Origin of the sequence: Streptomyces sp. Je 1-332 (genome assembly GCF_040730185.1) — a bacterium.
Classification (GTDB): domain Bacteria; phylum Actinomycetota; class Actinomycetes; order Streptomycetales; family Streptomycetaceae; genus Streptomyces.
In genome coordinates this window covers 1,466,110-1,480,612 of record NZ_CP160402.1, presented here as the reverse complement: position 1 = coordinate 1,480,612, position 14,503 = coordinate 1,466,110, and the positions used below count along the sequence as shown (strand labels likewise).

The window sequence follows — 14,503 nt, the reverse complement described above, 5'->3', positions numbered from 1 at the left end:
CTTTCGTTTCTTCGCATACGTCTTCCGCTCTCAACTCCCCGTAAGATCCCCCCATTTCCCAGTACCACCCCCCATTCCTTCCCCGAGACAAGTCTTCAGAGGGCATACATGGTGAGTGTTCAATCGCCTCCCGGTGGCCGAGAAGTCCCTTACGCACGCGTGCTGTTGCTGCCCGCCATACTGATGGCCGCGGCGGCCGGAGCCGCCGTCGCCGTGGTGCCGGAATCCGCCCGTATCGCGGTGGGCTGGTGCGGCGCGATCGCGACCCTCGTGGTCATCGCGGTCGGCGCCGAAGCCGTGCGCCGTGGCCGGACCATCCGGGAGTTGCACACCCAGTACGCACAGCGGCTCGCGTTCCTCGAGCGGCGCATCGCGGCCCATGACGACGAGACCGTCCGACTGGGCAGGGAGATCATCCCCGATGCCGTCTTCCGGCTCCGGCAGGGCGAAGCGCCGTCGGAAGTCATCCGCAACCTCGTCGACGCCGACGAGTCCTTCTCCGAACTCCCGCAGTCACAACGGCAGATGCTCCGGCACGTCCTGGAGACCCTGGACGCCGGAGAGGCGATGCGCGAGTCCTCGCAACGCGCCTTCGTCAACATCGCGCGGCGCGTCCAGGCCATCGTCCACCAGCAGTCCGCCGAACTGCGCGAGATGGAGGAGTTCCACGGCCGCAACCCCGAGGTCTTCGACGACCTGCTCCGCATCGACCACGGCACCGCGCTGATCGGCCGCCTCGCCGACTCGATCACCGTGCTCGGCGGCGCCCGCCCGGGACGCCAATGGCCCAAGCCCGTACCGCTGTTCAGCGTGTTGCGCGGCGCCATGTCCCGGATCCTGGAGTACCAGCGCGTCGACCTGCACTCGATCGCCAAGGTCGCCATCCGCGGCACGTCCGTGGAGCCGCTCATCCACGCCTGCGCCGAACTGCTCGACAACGCCACGCGCTACTCACCGCCGCAGACCCGCGTGCACGTCACCGCCGTCGAGGTGCAGACCGGCATCGCCGTCGAGATCGAGGACGGCGGCGTCAGCCTCAGCGAGGAGGCGCGGGCACGGGCCGAGCGCATGCTCGCGCAGGCCCAGGCCGGCTTCGACCTGAACGACCTCGGTGAGAGCCCGCGCCTCGGCATGGCCGTCGTGGGGCGCCTCTCGCAGATGTACAACCTCCAGGTCTCGCTGCGCCAGTCCGCGTACGGCGGCGTCCGCGCGGTGCTCATCGTCCCGCGCGAGATGATGACCACCGGCCCCGCCCCCGGCCTCGCACACGGCATCGGCGCGTCCGCGGTGCCCCGGGTCAACTCCGAAGGTGTGCCGATCGAGGAGGCCGTGGGCATCCGGCGCAAGAAGCCCCGCGTGATGACGGCGGGACCCCCGCTCTCCAAGTCGCTCGGCGCCGCGATGCAGGACGACGTCCCCGAGGTCACCGAGTGGGCGGCGAACGGACTGCCCCAGCGCCGCAGCAGGGTCCGCACCCCGCTGGCCGAGCGGCTCGCCCAGGAAGCCGCCGACGAGCGGTACGCGGCGCAGAAGGCCCAGTACGCCCCGCAGGCCGCCGCACCGGTCGTACCCGAACCGGCGAAGAAGGAGGAGAAGGAACCCGGCCTCTGGATCGAGGCCTTCATGAAGGGCGTCAACGGCGACGAGTCAGCAGCCGACGACCCGTTGTACCCCAAGGGCCACAGCGAGAACGACCACGGCACCGCCGACAGTGCCGACAACGCCGACGAGGGGGGCTGGAAGTGATCCAGCAACGGGCCAATTTCGACTGGATGCTCAAGGAGCTCGCCGACGGCGTGCCGCAGACCCGGCAGATCGTGGTGCTCTCCGCGGACGGCCTGCGCATCGCCCGCTACGGCGGCGACCCCGACGCCGCCGACCGGATCGCCGCCGCCTGCGCGGGACTTCAGTCCCTCGCCGCCGCGGTGGCCACCGAGATCCCGCACAGCGACGGCGGGATGCGCATGGTGATCATCGAGGTCGACGGCGGCTACTTCTATCTGATGGCGGCCGGAGCAGGGGCATACCTCGCTGTCCTCGCCGACGAGACCGTCGACGCGGGCCTCATCGGCAACCGTATGCGGGACTTGGTCGTCCGGATCGGCGCCCATCTGACGAGCCCGCCCCGGCGAGACGGGCAGGCCGTATGAATCCTCCGCACGGCGAGAACCCCTCCCACCGAGACGACCCTCCCCAACGGGAACGGCGCAGCCCGGAGAACCCCGAGCGGCTCTACATCCTGACCGGCGAGGACACGGAGCGGGCGCCACTCGACCTCGTCACGCTGATCGTCGCGGACGGCGAGGCACCGCCGATGGCCGAGCCTGAGCACTCCGTCGTCCTGCGGCTGTGCAGGACGCCGCTGTCGGTCGCCGAGCTCTCCGCCTATCTCGCGCTGCCGTTCAGCGTGGTGACCGTTCTGCTGACGAAGATGCTCGGGGCCGACCTGGTACAGGCGCGGGCGCCGATCGTCCGCTCCACGCTCCCCGATCGTTCCCTTCTCGAAGCGGTGATGCATGGACTTCAAAAGCTCTGACACGATCACCGGGCCCAGCAGCGAGGACGTCCTGCCGCACACGGCCACCGCCGCCGTGAAGGTCGTCATCGTGGGCGGGTTCGGGGTCGGCAAGACCACGATGGTCGGCTCGGTCAGCGAGATCCGTCCGCTGACCACCGAAGAGACCATGACCCAGGCCGGCATCGGCGTCGACGACAACTACGGCTCCGAGACCAAGACGGCCACCACCGTCGCCATGGACTTCGGCCGGATCAGCATCTCCGAAGAGCTGGTGCTCTATCTGTTCGGCACCCCCGGCCAGGAGCGCTTCTGGTTCCTGTGGAACGGCCTCTTCGAAGGGGCGCTCGGCGCGGTCGTCCTCCTCGACACCCGGCGCCTCGAAGTCAGCTTCGACGTGATCGGCCGCCTGGAGGAGCGCGGCGTGCCCTTCGTCGTCGCCGTCAACGACTTCCCCGACGCGCCCCATCACGCGATGGAGACGCTGCGCCGCGCCCTCGACCTGGACGAGGCGGTGCCGATGGTGAAGTGCGACGCCCGGCAGCGCGCTTCCAGCCGGGACACCCTGCTGACCCTCATGCGGTACCTGCACACCCTGACGGTGGCCCGCGTCTGACACCGCGCCCCATCCGCAACCCCATCCGCGACCCCGGAACCTCATCCGCGACCCCGGAGCGACGAACGTGACGACTCCTTCCCACTCCCACCCCGGCACGGACGACCCGGCCGCGCCACCGCCCGGCTGCCCCGCGCACGGGCTCGGCCCCGGCGGCATGCGCCGTCTCTACGGGCCCGAGGCGGAGACCGACCTCGCAGGCCTGTACGAGAAGCTGCGCGCCGAGCACGGCCCGGTGGCCCCCGCCCTGCTGCACAACGACGTACCCGTCTGGGCGGTCCTCGGCCACAGCGAGAACCTCCACATGGTCCGCACCCCCTCGCAGTACACCCGTGACTCGCGCCAGTGGCGGGCCGTCCAGGACGGCTCCATGGCCGCCGACAACCCGCTCGCCCCCGTCGTCACCTGGCAGCCCATGGCCAGCTTCGTGGAGGGCGACGAGCACCAGCGGCTGCGCGGCGCGGTCACCGGCGCCATGGCGGGCCTCGACCACCGGGGCATCCGCCGCTACATCAACCGCTACAGCAACCTCCTGCTCAACGACATCTGCCAGGACGGCCGCGCCGACCTCGTGAGCGGGTTCGCCGAGCATCTGCCGATGATGGTGATGTGCCATGTCATCGGCATGCCCGAGGAGTACAACGAGCGGATGGTGCAGGCCGCCCGCGACATGATCCGCGGCACCGAGACCGCCATCGCCAGCAACGCGTACGTCATGGACGCGCTGATGCGCCTGGTGGCGCGGCGCAGGGCGCAGGCCGAGGAGGACTTCACCAGCAACCTCATCGCGCAGCCCGCGCAGCTCACCGACGACGAGGTCGCCGCCCACCTGCGGCTCGTGCTCATCGCCTCGTACGAGGCCACGGCCAACCTCATCGCCAACGCCCTGCGCATGGTCCTCACCGACCCGCGCTTCCGCGCCCAGCTCAGCGGCGGCCAGATGACGGTGCCGGAGGCCGTCGAGCAGTCCCTGTGGGACGAGCCGCCGTTCAGCGCGATGATCGGCTACTTCGCCAAGCAGGACACCCAGCTCGGCGGCCAGCAGATCAAGAAGGGCGACGGTCTGATCCTCGGTATCGCGCCGGGCAACGTGGACCCCGTCGTACGGCCGGACCTGGCCGCCAGCATGCAGGGCAACCGTTCCCATCTGGCGTTCAGCGGTGGTCCGCACGAGTGTCCGGGGCAGGATCTCGGCCGTGCCATCGCCGACACGGGCGTGGACGCGCTGCTCATGCGTTTCCCGGACGTGGAACTCGACGTCGAGGAGCACGAGTTGAGGTGGACCTCCTCGATCCTGTCCCGGCACCTGGTGGCGCTTCCGGTGCAGTTCGCGCCGCGGCCTCCGCAGGACGTGATGGCGCGGCCGATGGCGCGGGTGCCGGGCGCCGCACGCAACGACTGGCAGGTCTCGTCCCCCGCGCCCCAGCCCGCGTTCCCGGCTCCGACGGCGCCCAGGGCCCCGGCGCCGCAGCCCCCGCCGCCGCCCGCACCGGAGTCCGCACCGGCGGCTGCGTCCGTGCCGCGGCAGGGGGCGTGGCGCAGGCTCGTCACCTGGTGGCGGGGCTACTGATCCCAGTCGGCGTACGAGGTCCAGGCCGCCAACTCGCGTGAGCTGACGAAGCGGTGGTCGGTCCCCGTGACGGGGTCAGTGAACTCCAGGACACGGGAGAGGAGTTGCAGGGGCCGCCGGAAGTCGTCCGGCGGCACCGGGCCCGTGACCAGCGGGTAGACGGGGTCACCGAGGATCGGCAGGCCGAGCGCGTTCATGTGTACGCGCAGCTGGTGGGTGCGGCCGGTGTGCGGGGTGAGCCGGTAGCGCGCCAACTCCCCTCTGCTCTCCTTGAGTTCGACGCGGCTCTCGCTGTTGGGCTCGGCGCCGGGGACCTCGTACGCGGCGATGATGCCGCGCTCCTTGACGATGTGGCTGCGCACGGTGCGGGGGAGTCCGAGCCCGGGATCGTGGGCGGCCACGGCCTCGTACTCCTTGCGCACCCGCCGCTCGCCGAACAGCGTCTGGTACGCGCCGCGTTCCTCCGGCCGCACGGTGAAGAGCATCAGCCCCGCGGTGAGCCGGTCGAGGCGGTGCGCGGCGCCGAGCGCGGGGATGCCGAGGTCCCTGCGGAGCCGGGCGAGCGCGGTCTCGGTGACGTGGCTGCCGCGCGGCATGGTCGCCAGGAAGTGGGGCTTGTCGGCGACGACGATGTGCTCGTCGCGGTACACGACATCGATGCCGTACGGCACCGGAACCTCGTCCGGCAGATCCCGGTGGAACCACACGAAGGTGCCCGGCACATAAGGGGCGTCCGGCGCCACGGGCAGCCCGTCCACGCCGACGATCAGCCCCTCCCGCAGCATCCCGTCGATCACTTCGGGCCCGGCCTTGAGCCGCTCGACGAGATGATCCCGCACGGTCGTCCAGGCTCCATCGGAGGGCAGCTTGACCCGCATGGGGTCGACGCCACGCCGTTGCGGCAGGGGAGAGGGCGGGATGCGGGGCTTACGGGTCACAACCGGCAAGAGTACGGGGCCCCGACGGCAGCACCCTGCCGTGTGGCCCAGGTCAGGGGCCTGCCGGCGGCTCCGCTCGGTCGTCCCGTATCCGGGCGTGCAGATGCATGTCGTGCCAGCCGTCGGCGTGCAGGACCGCGCTGCGCTTGGTGCCTTCCGGCACGAAGCCGGTCTTGAGCGCGACGCGGCAGGAGGCTTCGTTGGCCGTGGCGTGGGTGAGTTCGAGGCGGTGCAGGCCTATGTCGTCGAAGGCCCAGTCGGACAGCGCCGTGAGGGCGCGCGGGGCGATGCCCCGGCCGCGGGCCGATGGCATGGTCCAGTAGGCGACTTCGGCCTGTCCGTCGGCGAGCACGATCAGGCGCAGCGAGATCCGGCCCACCACCGCGTCCGTGGTGGCGTCGGCGATGGCCCAGTGCGCGTCCTGCTCCTCGGGCCAGACCTTGCGCCAGCCGTCGATCCAGCCGCGGGCCTCGTCGACGGAATCGGCCTCGCGGGCGTGCCAGCGCTGGATCACCGGGTCCTGGAACGCCTCGTACACGGCGGGCGCGTCATCGAGCGACCAGGGGCGCAGGATCAGCCCTCCCGGGACGGGGATGACGGGCTGTTCCCGATGGGCGAGGGAGCCCGCCGCGACGACGTCCGAGATCTTGAAGGGCATAGGGGCATGCTGCCAGCACCGAACGCCGAGCGGGACCGATTTTTTCCGTGGCCGCCAACGGCCCCGCCCCGCAAGGGGCGCGGGGAACTGCGCGCCCAGCCCCCACCGGCCGGTGTACGGGCCGCGGCCTCAGCTCCCAGCGGGGGCCCCGTTCCCCTCAGGCCGAGGCCAACGGCCCTGCCCCGTAAGGGCCGCGGGGAACTGCGCGCCCAGCCCCCACCGGCCGGTGCACGGGACCCGGCCTCAGCCCCCAGCAGGGGCCCCGTTCCGATCAAGCCGAGTGCAACGGCTCCTGCTCGGCCTCAACCTGCGCGTTCCAGTCCCGCTTGGACGCCTGCCAGCCGTCCTCGTTGTGGCCGAGGCGCCAGTAGCCGGAGATCGAGAGGCGCTCGCGCGGTACCTCGCGCTCCATGCGGAGGTGGCGGCGCAGCTCCTTCACGAACCCGGCCTCGCCGTGCACGAACGCCTGCACGTCGCCCGCGGGGAAGTCGAGGGAGCGTACGGCCTCGACGAGGGCCTGACCCACGGGGCGCTGCCCGCGGTGCAGCCAGGTGATCTCGGCGGCGGAGTTGATCTTCTGCTCCTCGTCCGCGTCGGCGACCTCCACGAACGCGTACGCCTTGGCGCCTTCGGGCAGGGCCTCGAGGGCCGCGGCGATCGCGGGCAGCGCGCTCTCGTCACCGGCCAGCAGATGCCAGTCGGCCTCGGCGTCCGGCGTGTACCCACCGCCGGGGCCGAGGAAGCGGACCGTGGCGCCGGGCTCGACGCGCTGGGCCCACGGGCCCGCGAGACCCTCGTCGCCGTGGATGACGAAGTCGACGGCGAGCTCACGGGTCCGCGGGTCCCAGGAGCGCACCGTGTACGTACGCGTCACGGGCCACTGGTCGCGGGGGAACTCCTCGCGGATCCGCTGGATGTCGAACGGCTCGGGATAGGTGACGCCCTCGGCGCCGAAGAGCAGCTTCACGTACAGATCGGTGGAGTCGCCCCCGGCGAACTCCGCGAGACCCTCGCCGCCCAGGACCACGCGCTGCATGTGCGGGGTGAGGCGCTCGGTGCGCACCACCTGGGCGACGTGGGTCTTCGGTGCCTTGCGTGCCGGTCGTTCTGCCATGGCGGCGGCCTCCCCTGATCAAATGTTGCTTAGGCTTACCTAAGCTAACACCTCACCCCTGGAGAGTCGTGAGCAACCGCTTCAGCGCTCCGCCCAGGTTCCACCGCGCTGCCAGCTCGTCGAGCGCGGCGGGATCGCGGGGTTCGCCCGGCAGCGCCAGGTCGACGTCCGGCAGCGGTACGTCGCCCGCGACGCGGACCACCCTCGGCGCGACGGCCACATACGCGCGGGATTCGTCGAGCCGCCTTCGCTGGGACGGCGTCAGTTTGCTCTTGCGGTCGTCCACCGCGGCCATGATTCCGGCCAGATCTCCGTACGCGTCGAGGAGCTTGGCCGCTGTCTTCTCGCCGATGCCGGGCACGCCGGGCAGGCCGTCGCTCGGGTCGCCGCGCAGCAGGGCCAGATCCACGTAGCCGGGTCCGTCCACCCCGTACTTCTCGCGGAGCCAGGCCTCGTCGGTGATCTGGAGGGAGCCGACGCCCTTGAGGGGGTAGAGGACGCGGACGCCCCGCTCGTCGTCCACCAGCTGATAGAGGTCGCGGTCGCCGGTGACGATGTCCACCGGCCCCGCGGCGCGGCCGGCGTACGTACCGATCACGTCGTCCGCCTCGTACGACGGCACGCCCACGCGGGCGATGCCGAGTGCGTCGAGGACGTCCTCGATGATCGGGACCTGCGGCGCGAGCGTGTCCGGGGTCTCCTCGGCGTCCGGGCCCTGCTCGATCTCCTCGGCGACGCGATGCGCCTTGTACGAAGGGATCAGCTCGACCCGCCAGTGCGGGCGCCAGTCCGCGTCCATGCAGGCGACCAGGTCGTCGGGGCGATGGTCCTGGACGAGCCGGGCGATGAAGTCGAGCAGGCCGCGCACCGCGTTCACCGGTGTGCCGTCCGGGGCCTTGACGGAATCGGGGACCCCGAAGTAGGCCCGGTAGTACAGGGACGCCGTGTCGAGCAGCATGAGCCGTCGCGTTCGCTGAGTCACCTTCGCATCATGCCGCACGGCACTGACACCGCGATCTGACAGCGCATTCCAGCCGACAGAAGTGAATGGAATGTGAACTGGAACACTCTTGCGTTTGTTCTGTGTAAGTCGGGGCAGGCGCCGAGCCGGAGCGCCTCCGGTCGAGATTTCAACTATTTCACCGGGCAAGTAAGCGGGCAGAACCCGCGTCGCTCCACGGCCCGCCGGCGGGGGAGGCGGGCCGTCTTGTTTCAACCCGAGAGGTGTATGTGTCCAGGCTGCAAGCCGAACACCTGTACAAGGTATTCGGCAGACGACCCGCTGACGCGGTGGAGAAACTCCGCCACGGAACCGACCGAGAGGAGCTGCGCGCCGAAGGCACCACTGCCGCGGTGATCGACGCCTCCTTCACGGTCGAGCCGGGCCAGATCTTCGTCGTCATGGGTCTCTCCGGATCCGGCAAGTCCACGTTGCTGCGCATGCTCAACGGTCTGTCGGAGCCGACGGCCGGACAGGTGCTCTTCGACGGTCAGGATCTGACCGGTCTGAGCGCCCGTGAGCTGCGCGAGGTGCGCTCCAAGAAGATCAGCATGGTCTTCCAGCACTTCGCGCTCTTCCCGCACCGCAGCGTTCTGGAGAACGCCGGTTACGGCCTCGAGGTGCAGGGCGTGCCGCGCGCCGAGCGCGAGGAGCGCGCCACGGTGGCGCTCGAACTCGCGGGCCTCAAGGGCTGGGAGAAGTCCTGGCCCGACGAGCTCTCCGGCGGTATGCAGCAGCGCGTGGGCCTGGCCCGCGCCCTGGCGACCGATGCCGACCTGCTCCTCATGGACGAGTCGTTCAGCGCGCTCGACCCCCTGATCCGCCGCGACATGCAGGACCAGCTCCTGGAGCTGCAGAAGCGGCTGAAGAAGACCATCGTCTTCATCACCCACGACCTGAATGAGGCCATGCGTCTGGGCGACCAGATCGCCGTCATGCGCGACGGCGAGATCGTCCAGATCGGCAACGCCGAGGACATCCTCGTCACCCCGGCCAACGACTACGTCGCCGCGTTCACGCAGGACGTCGACCGCTCCCGTGTCCTCACGGCGGGCGCGATCATGGCCGAGCCCGAGACCGTCTTCGGCACGAAGACGCCCGAGGGCAAGGAGCTGACGACCGCACAGGACGTGCTGTCCGCGGCCCCCGCCACGGTCAAGGCGGACACCCCGATCATCGAGCTGTTCACGCCGTGCTCCACCAGCGGCGCGGCCGTCGCCGTGACCGACGACGAGGGCGCGCTCATCGGCGTCGTGCCGCGGGCACGGCTGCTCGCGGTGCTCGGCGAGCCGATGCCCGCGGTGCGGGAGAGCGATGACACGCCGCAGGACGCGGTGTCCGCGTCCCCGGTGACCGAGGACAAGGGCGAGGGCCCCGTGAGCAAGGTGATCGCCAGTGCCTAGGATCCATATCGGCGACTGGGTCGCCTCCGGCGTCGACTGGCTGCGCGACAACTGCGAGTGGCTCTTCGAGTTCATCAAGCTGGTCGTCGGAAACGCCTACGACGCCGTCAACGCGGTGCTCACCTCGCCCGAACCGCTGATCCTCATCGGCATCTTCGCCGTGCTCGCCTTCTGGCTGCGCGGGTTCGTCGCCGCGGTGGCGACCTTCGCGGGATTCGCGCTGATCGACTCGATCGAGCAGTGGGAACCGGCGATGAACACGCTGTCCCTCGTGCTCGTCTCCTGCGTGATCATCTTTGTGTTCGCGCTGCCGATCGGCATCTGGGCCGCCAAGAACCGCACCGTCAGCGGCGCGATACGTCCGGTGCTCGACTTCATGCAGACCATGCCCGCCATGGTCTATCTGATCCCGGGCATCTTCTTCTTCGGTGTCGGTCCGGTACCCGGCATGGTCGCGACCATCGTGTTCGCGATGCCGCCCGCCGTCCGCCTCGCCGAGCTCGGCATCCGGCAGGTCGACGAGGAACTGATCGAGGCCGCCGAGGCGTTCGGCACGCATCCGCGCAACACCCTGTGGCGCGTCCAGCTTCCGCTGGCGCTGCCCACGATCATGGCGGGCGTCAACCAGGCGATCATGCTCGCTCTCTCGATGGTCGTCGTCGCCGGCATGGTCGGCGGTGGCGGCCTCGGCTCCACCGTGTACGACGGCATCAGCTCGGTCGACGTCGCGCTCGGCTTCGAGGGCGGCATCGCGGTGGTCATCCTCGCGATGTACCTGGACCGTATGACCGGTGCCCTCAACCAGCGTGTCTCGCCGCTCGGCCGGCGTGCCCTGGCCAAGGCCAACTCCGCGCTCGGCGGCCTGAAGATCATGCAGTGGAAGCCGGCCACGCCGGTCGCCATGGTCGGTGTTCTGGTCCTGGCGCTCGTCGCCGGCGGCCTGAACGTCTGGGGCGGCGACGACGAGGGTGCCAAGGTCTCCGAGAACGTCGGTCAGGGCCGCACGGTCAAGATGGGCTACATCGACTGGCCCGAGGGAACCGCCTCCACGTACCTGTGGAAGAACGTCCTCGAGCAGCGCGGCTTCAAGCCCGAGGTGCAGTCGCTCGAGGTGGGCGCGCTCTACAACGGCCAGGCGCAGGGCAGCGTCGACGTGCAGACCAACTCCTGGCTGCCGGCCACGCACGCCCCGTACTGGAGCAAGTACAAGAACCAGCTCGAGGACTACGGCAGTTGGTACAAGCCGACCTCGCTGGAGATCGCGGTGCCCAAGTACGTCAAGGGCGTCAAGACCCTCGACGACCTCAAGGGCAAGAGCAGCCAGTTCAAGGGCAAGATCTACGGCATCGAGCCCGGCGCGGGCGAGACGAAGCTGTACGAGGACAAGGTCCAGAACGAGTACGGCCTCAAGGGCAAGTACGAGCTGGTCAAGTCCAACACCTCGGCGATGCTGGCCCAGCTGGACCGTGCGTACAAGAAGAAGGAGCCCATCGCGGTCACTCTCTGGTCGCCGCACTGGGCGTACGACAAGTACGAGCTGACCAAGCTGAAGGACCCCAAGGGCGCCTTCGGTTCGGGCGACGGCATCCACACCCTGGGCCGCAAGGGCTTCGCCGAGAAGGAGCCGCAGGTCGCGCAGTGGCTGAAGGACTTCAAGCTCAGCGAGGCGCAGCTCACCTCCCTTGAGGGCGCCATCCAGGACGCCGGCAAGGGCAAGCAGGACCAGGGCGTCAAGAACTGGATGAAGAAGAACCCGGGCATCGTCGACAAGATGGCCCCGGTCGCCAAGAACTCGTACGAGAAGGGCAAGCAGGCCGGCGCCGCGCCGAACATCGGCTACCCGGCGTGGGACGAGGGCATCGCCGCCACGTACCTGTGGAAGAACATCCTGGAGAAGCGCGGCTACAAGCCGAGGACCACCAAGCTCGATGTCGGCCCGCTGTTCACGGGTCTGTCCACCGGGCAGGTCGACTTCGAACTCGACGGCTGGCTGCCGGTCGCGCAGAAGCAGTACTGGGAGAAGTACAAGAAGGATCTCGTCGACGTCGGGGCGTGGTACGACAAGACGACGCTCGAAGTCGCGGTCCCGTCCTACGTCAAGGGCGTCAAGACCATGGACGACCTGCGCAAGAACAAGGACAAGTTCAAGGGCAGGATCGTCGGCATCGAGCCGGGCACCGGCCAGATGACGCGTCTCAAGGACAAGGTCATGCCGGCCTACGGTCTGGACGGCTTCGAGCTGACCAGCGCGGGCACGAGCTCGATGCTCGCCGAGCTGGAGCGCGCGTACGCGAAGAAGGAGCCGGTCGCGGTCGTGCTCTGGTCGCCGCACTGGGCGTACAACAAGTACGACCTCACGCGGCTGAAGGACCCCAAGAAGACGTGGGGTGCCAACAACCAGATCAAGACGCTCGCCAACAAGAGCTTCCCGAAGAAGTTCTCGGAGCTCAACGGCTGGCTGAAGAACTGGCACATGAGCCCCGACGAGCTGATGAGTCTCGAGCAGGCCGTCCAGAAGGCCGGCCGGGGCAATGAGGAGGACGGCGTGCAGAACTGGGTGGAGGACCACCCGGGCATCGTCGACGAGATGGCCCCCGTGAAGTAGCGGCTCGGCGTTACGCATGGAGCCCCGCCACCGAGTGCATCGGTGGCGGGGCTCCGTCGTGTCCGGGCGCCCTTGGGACCCCCGGCGCTACGTCAGAACTTCTTGCACAGAAGGTTCTTCTTCTGGACGAAGGCGTCCTTGACCTTGCCGGGTACGTCCTTCGCGGTGATCTTGTACGTGACCGCGCGCTTGCCGGTCGGCGTGTAGCGGACCGCGAACAGGTAGCCCTGGGTGTTGCCGAAGTCGTGGGTGTAGACGTGGTGACCGCTGCCCGGGGTCTTGAACTTGTGGATCACGCGGCCGCCGGCGAAGGACGAGATGATGACCTGCTGGCCCTTGCCGCAGCGCTTGGTGCCGCTCTCGGACTCGGTGGCGTGGGCGGCCGAGCCGGGGAGCAGGGCGGCGGCCGCGCAGGCGGCGAGCACGACCGTGGTGAGCTGCTTCTTCATGTCCGGATCACAGTCCCGTCTTGCTGCAGTACGCGTACACCTTCACCAGCGTCTTCGTGTCCTTGCCCGGCAGCGCGGTGACCTTCCAGTAGACGTCCTTGCGCCAGGTCGGCATCTTGCGGATGCCGATGGTGCCGTCGCTCGCGTTCCAGTACTGCTGGGAGTGCAGCTTGCCGCCCGGGCTCTTCCACGTGAAGCGGTACTTGAGGGCCGCCTTGATGGAGACGAAGACCGTCTCCCCGCGCTTCGAGCAGCTCTTGAGGCCCTTCTTGGAGTGGAACCCCTGGGCGGCGGCCTTGGTGGCGGCCGGCTTGGTGTCCTCCTGTGCGGACGCGCTGCTGCCGGCCAGCGGCATGAGCGCCGCTCCGGCCACGACCGCCGCGCACACGCCGAGGCGTACGCGGTGCTGGTGAGTGAGCATGTTTCCTTCCCCGTGATGCGGCTGACCTGGTGGTGGACGCAGGGTCAGCGCGGACAGATCTTCTTCGCCTTGGAGGTCTTCGCGAACTCGTACACGGCGTTGCCCTGGCTGTTGAAGGCGACCGTCCAGACCTTGAGCTTCCAGGTCTGGCAGCGGGTGCCCGACATCTCTGCCGACGTCTGGGCGTAGGCGTAGCGCTTGCCCTTGGGGCCGGGGAGGCTGACCTTGTCGACCTGGCGGCCGTTGCGGTACAGCGTCACCACGTTGTTGACCTTGCGGACCTTGGACGCCTTCGAGCAGTGCACCTCGACGTTGCCGACCACGACCGTGGTCCTCGCCGGGTGGTACAGCTTCCTGGCGACCTTGCACTTCTTGGCCTTGGCGGTCGCCGTGGGGGCCTTCGTGGCGGCCGTGGTCTTCGTGGCCGGGCCCGGCGCGGTCTGAGCCTGGGCGACACCGCCGGCGAGCACGGCCACGGTGGAAAGCGCTGCGACGGCCGTCATCCGGCCATGGTTCCTGCGCATTCGGCGATCTCCTCTCGGACGGGATCTGAATGACCGGCCACAAGGTATTACGTGCCAACGGCTCTCGGTATTGACCGAAAGGGCATTGCCTAAAAGGGAAGCAGCGAAGATTTCTGTGAGTCGCTTTCGCAATGCGGAAGGCGTAATAGCAAAGTCAGCACTTTGGGTGGGATGGCACGATTTCACATCCTTGGTGGCCATTTCCCGGGAGGTGTGGTCCGGCGGTCGTACGGCAACCTCAGACCCACCTCAAGTAGGTCTGTTCCGGCAGGCGGAAGCGGGTCCTGATCATGTAACGGATGTCCGCCGAGCCGATGTCTCATGTGGTCATCCCGGACCGCCGCACCGCGGCCTCGGCGACGATCGCCACCCAGGTCGGTTCGACATCGGTCCCGCTCGCGGCGGCACGCAGGCGTCGCCACAGGTCAGCTTCGGTCCATGCGGTGAACCGGCGGTGCGCTGTCGCGGGCGGGACGCCGAACGCCGAGGGTGTCGACCGCCAGGGGCAGCCGCTCGTCAGTACGTACACCACCGACGTGAACACGGCGCGTTCGTCGCGCGGGGCGGTGCCGCCGCCCTGGGTGCGTGGGGCGAAAGGCGGCAGTAACGGGGCTGTGAGTTCCCAGAGTTCGTCGGGTACGAGACGGCGCGCGAGGTCGTTGGTCACGCCGTCATGATGCCGCACGCGAC

At 69.2% G+C, this 14,503-nt stretch carries 15 protein-coding genes; 7 read left to right on the top strand and 8 right to left on the bottom strand.

What is annotated here, in order from left to right:
• Nucleotides 1-108 precede the first annotated feature (108 nt).
• From ABXJ52_RS06945 to ABXJ52_RS06925, 5 genes are all read left to right on the top strand, one after another.
• On the top strand, nt 109-1,746 hold the full coding sequence (locus tag ABXJ52_RS06945; RefSeq protein ID WP_367040180.1) for an ATP-binding protein: 1,638 nt from the start codon (nt 109-111) through the stop codon (nt 1,744-1,746).
• A complete protein-coding gene (locus ABXJ52_RS06940) occupies nt 1,743-2,150 on the top strand; it encodes a roadblock/LC7 domain-containing protein (protein ID WP_249591002.1) in 408 nt (135 codons plus the stop codon). The genes ABXJ52_RS06945 and ABXJ52_RS06940 overlap by 4 nt, the downstream gene beginning before the upstream one ends.
• Nucleotides 2,147-2,536: a DUF742 domain-containing protein gene (locus ABXJ52_RS06935; RefSeq protein WP_367040178.1), complete on the top strand. Its 390-nt coding sequence runs from the start codon at nt 2,147-2,149 to the stop codon at nt 2,534-2,536. The genes ABXJ52_RS06940 and ABXJ52_RS06935 overlap by 4 nt, the downstream gene beginning before the upstream one ends.
• Entirely contained in the window at nt 2,517-3,131 is a 615-nt protein-coding gene (locus ABXJ52_RS06930) for an ATP/GTP-binding protein (RefSeq protein ID WP_367040176.1), read from the top strand. Before ABXJ52_RS06935 ends, ABXJ52_RS06930 begins: the two co-directional genes overlap by 20 nt.
• 67 nt (nt 3,132-3,198) lie before the next feature.
• Nucleotides 3,199-4,701: a cytochrome P450 gene (locus tag ABXJ52_RS06925; RefSeq protein WP_367040175.1), complete on the top strand. Its 1,503-nt coding sequence runs from the start codon at nt 3,199-3,201 to the stop codon at nt 4,699-4,701.
• On the opposite strand, the gene ABXJ52_RS06920 is transcribed toward ABXJ52_RS06925, so the two are convergent.
• The 4 genes from ABXJ52_RS06920 to ABXJ52_RS06905 form a co-directional block, all read right to left on the bottom strand.
• Nucleotides 4,695-5,579 (bottom strand): RluA family pseudouridine synthase, encoded by an 885-nt coding sequence (locus ABXJ52_RS06920; protein WP_367048857.1) that lies wholly within the window; start codon nt 5,577-5,579, stop codon nt 4,695-4,697. The genes ABXJ52_RS06925 and ABXJ52_RS06920 overlap by 7 nt on opposite strands.
• A 112-nt stretch (nt 5,580-5,691) precedes the next feature.
• Nucleotides 5,692-6,297, bottom strand: coding sequence for a GNAT family N-acetyltransferase (locus ABXJ52_RS06915; RefSeq protein WP_367040173.1), 606 nt, complete (start codon nt 6,295-6,297; stop codon nt 5,692-5,694).
• Between the two features lie 271 nt (nt 6,298-6,568).
• Nucleotides 6,569-7,411: a siderophore-interacting protein gene (locus ABXJ52_RS06910; protein WP_367040172.1), complete on the bottom strand. Its 843-nt coding sequence runs from the start codon at nt 7,409-7,411 to the stop codon at nt 6,569-6,571.
• 52 nt (nt 7,412-7,463) lie between these two features.
• Nucleotides 7,464-8,369, bottom strand: a complete 906-nt coding sequence (locus ABXJ52_RS06905) for a 5'-3' exonuclease (protein WP_367048855.1) — start codon at nt 8,367-8,369, stop codon at nt 7,464-7,466.
• 272 nt (nt 8,370-8,641) lie between these two features.
• Here ABXJ52_RS06905 and ABXJ52_RS06900 point away from each other — a divergent pair, with 272 nt between their 5' ends.
• A complete protein-coding gene (locus tag ABXJ52_RS06900) occupies nt 8,642-9,814 on the top strand; it encodes a glycine betaine/L-proline ABC transporter ATP-binding protein (RefSeq protein ID WP_367040170.1) in 1,173 nt (390 codons plus the stop codon).
• Complete coding sequence (locus tag ABXJ52_RS06895; protein WP_367040169.1) at nt 9,807-12,419, top strand: ABC transporter permease/substrate binding protein; 2,613 nt, start codon at nt 9,807-9,809, stop codon at nt 12,417-12,419. Before ABXJ52_RS06900 ends, ABXJ52_RS06895 begins: the two co-directional genes overlap by 8 nt.
• Nucleotides 12,420-12,511: 92 nt before the next feature.
• On the opposite strand, the gene ABXJ52_RS06890 is transcribed toward ABXJ52_RS06895, so the two are convergent.
• The 4 genes from ABXJ52_RS06890 to ABXJ52_RS06875 all read right to left on the bottom strand — a co-directional run bounded on the left by ABXJ52_RS06890 (nt 12,512) and on the right by ABXJ52_RS06875 (nt 14,480).
• The gene (locus tag ABXJ52_RS06890; RefSeq protein ID WP_367040167.1) at nt 12,512-12,868 is read right to left on the bottom strand and encodes a hypothetical protein; all 357 of its coding nucleotides are present in this window, start codon (nt 12,866-12,868) and stop codon (nt 12,512-12,514) included.
• 7 nt (nt 12,869-12,875) lie between these two features.
• The gene (locus ABXJ52_RS06885; RefSeq protein WP_367040165.1) at nt 12,876-13,289 is read right to left on the bottom strand and encodes a hypothetical protein; all 414 of its coding nucleotides are present in this window, start codon (nt 13,287-13,289) and stop codon (nt 12,876-12,878) included.
• A gap of 44 nt (nt 13,290-13,333) precedes the next feature.
• Nucleotides 13,334-13,792 (bottom strand): hypothetical protein, encoded by a 459-nt coding sequence (locus tag ABXJ52_RS06880; protein WP_367040164.1) that lies wholly within the window; start codon nt 13,790-13,792, stop codon nt 13,334-13,336.
• 340 nt (nt 13,793-14,132) lie between these two features.
• Nucleotides 14,133-14,480 carry a transposase gene (locus ABXJ52_RS06875; protein WP_367040162.1) on the bottom strand — a complete coding sequence of 116 codons (348 nt, stop codon included), beginning with the start codon at nt 14,478-14,480 and terminating at the stop codon, nt 14,133-14,135.
• Nucleotides 14,481-14,503 lie beyond the last annotated feature (23 nt).

Bases quoted from the DNA above. Each gene is read 5' to 3' on its own strand.
- ABXJ52_RS06945 (WP_367040180.1), top strand. From the start codon at position 109: ATGGTGAGTGTTCAATCGCCTCCCGGTGGCCGAGAAGTCCCTTACGCA.
- ABXJ52_RS06935 (WP_367040178.1), top strand. From the start codon at position 2,147: ATGAATCCTCCGCACGGCGAGAACCCCTCCCACCGAGACGACCCTCCC.
- ABXJ52_RS06930 (WP_367040176.1), top strand. From the start codon at position 2,517: ATGGACTTCAAAAGCTCTGACACGATCACCGGGCCCAGCAGCGAGGAC.
- ABXJ52_RS06920 (WP_367048857.1), bottom strand. From the start codon at position 5,579: ATGCGGGTCAAGCTGCCCTCCGATGGAGCCTGGACGACCGTGCGGGAT.
- ABXJ52_RS06915 (WP_367040173.1), bottom strand. From the start codon at position 6,297: ATGCCCTTCAAGATCTCGGACGTCGTCGCGGCGGGCTCCCTCGCCCAT.
- ABXJ52_RS06910 (WP_367040172.1), bottom strand. From the start codon at position 7,411: ATGGCAGAACGACCGGCACGCAAGGCACCGAAGACCCACGTCGCCCAG.
- ABXJ52_RS06905 (WP_367048855.1), bottom strand. From the start codon at position 8,369: ATGCTGCTCGACACGGCGTCCCTGTACTACCGGGCCTACTTCGGGGTC.
- ABXJ52_RS06890 (WP_367040167.1), bottom strand. From the start codon at position 12,868: ATGAAGAAGCAGCTCACCACGGTCGTGCTCGCCGCCTGCGCGGCCGCC.
- ABXJ52_RS06885 (WP_367040165.1), bottom strand. From the start codon at position 13,289: ATGCTCACTCACCAGCACCGCGTACGCCTCGGCGTGTGCGCGGCGGTC.
- ABXJ52_RS06880 (WP_367040164.1), bottom strand. From the start codon at position 13,792: ATGACGGCCGTCGCAGCGCTTTCCACCGTGGCCGTGCTCGCCGGCGGT.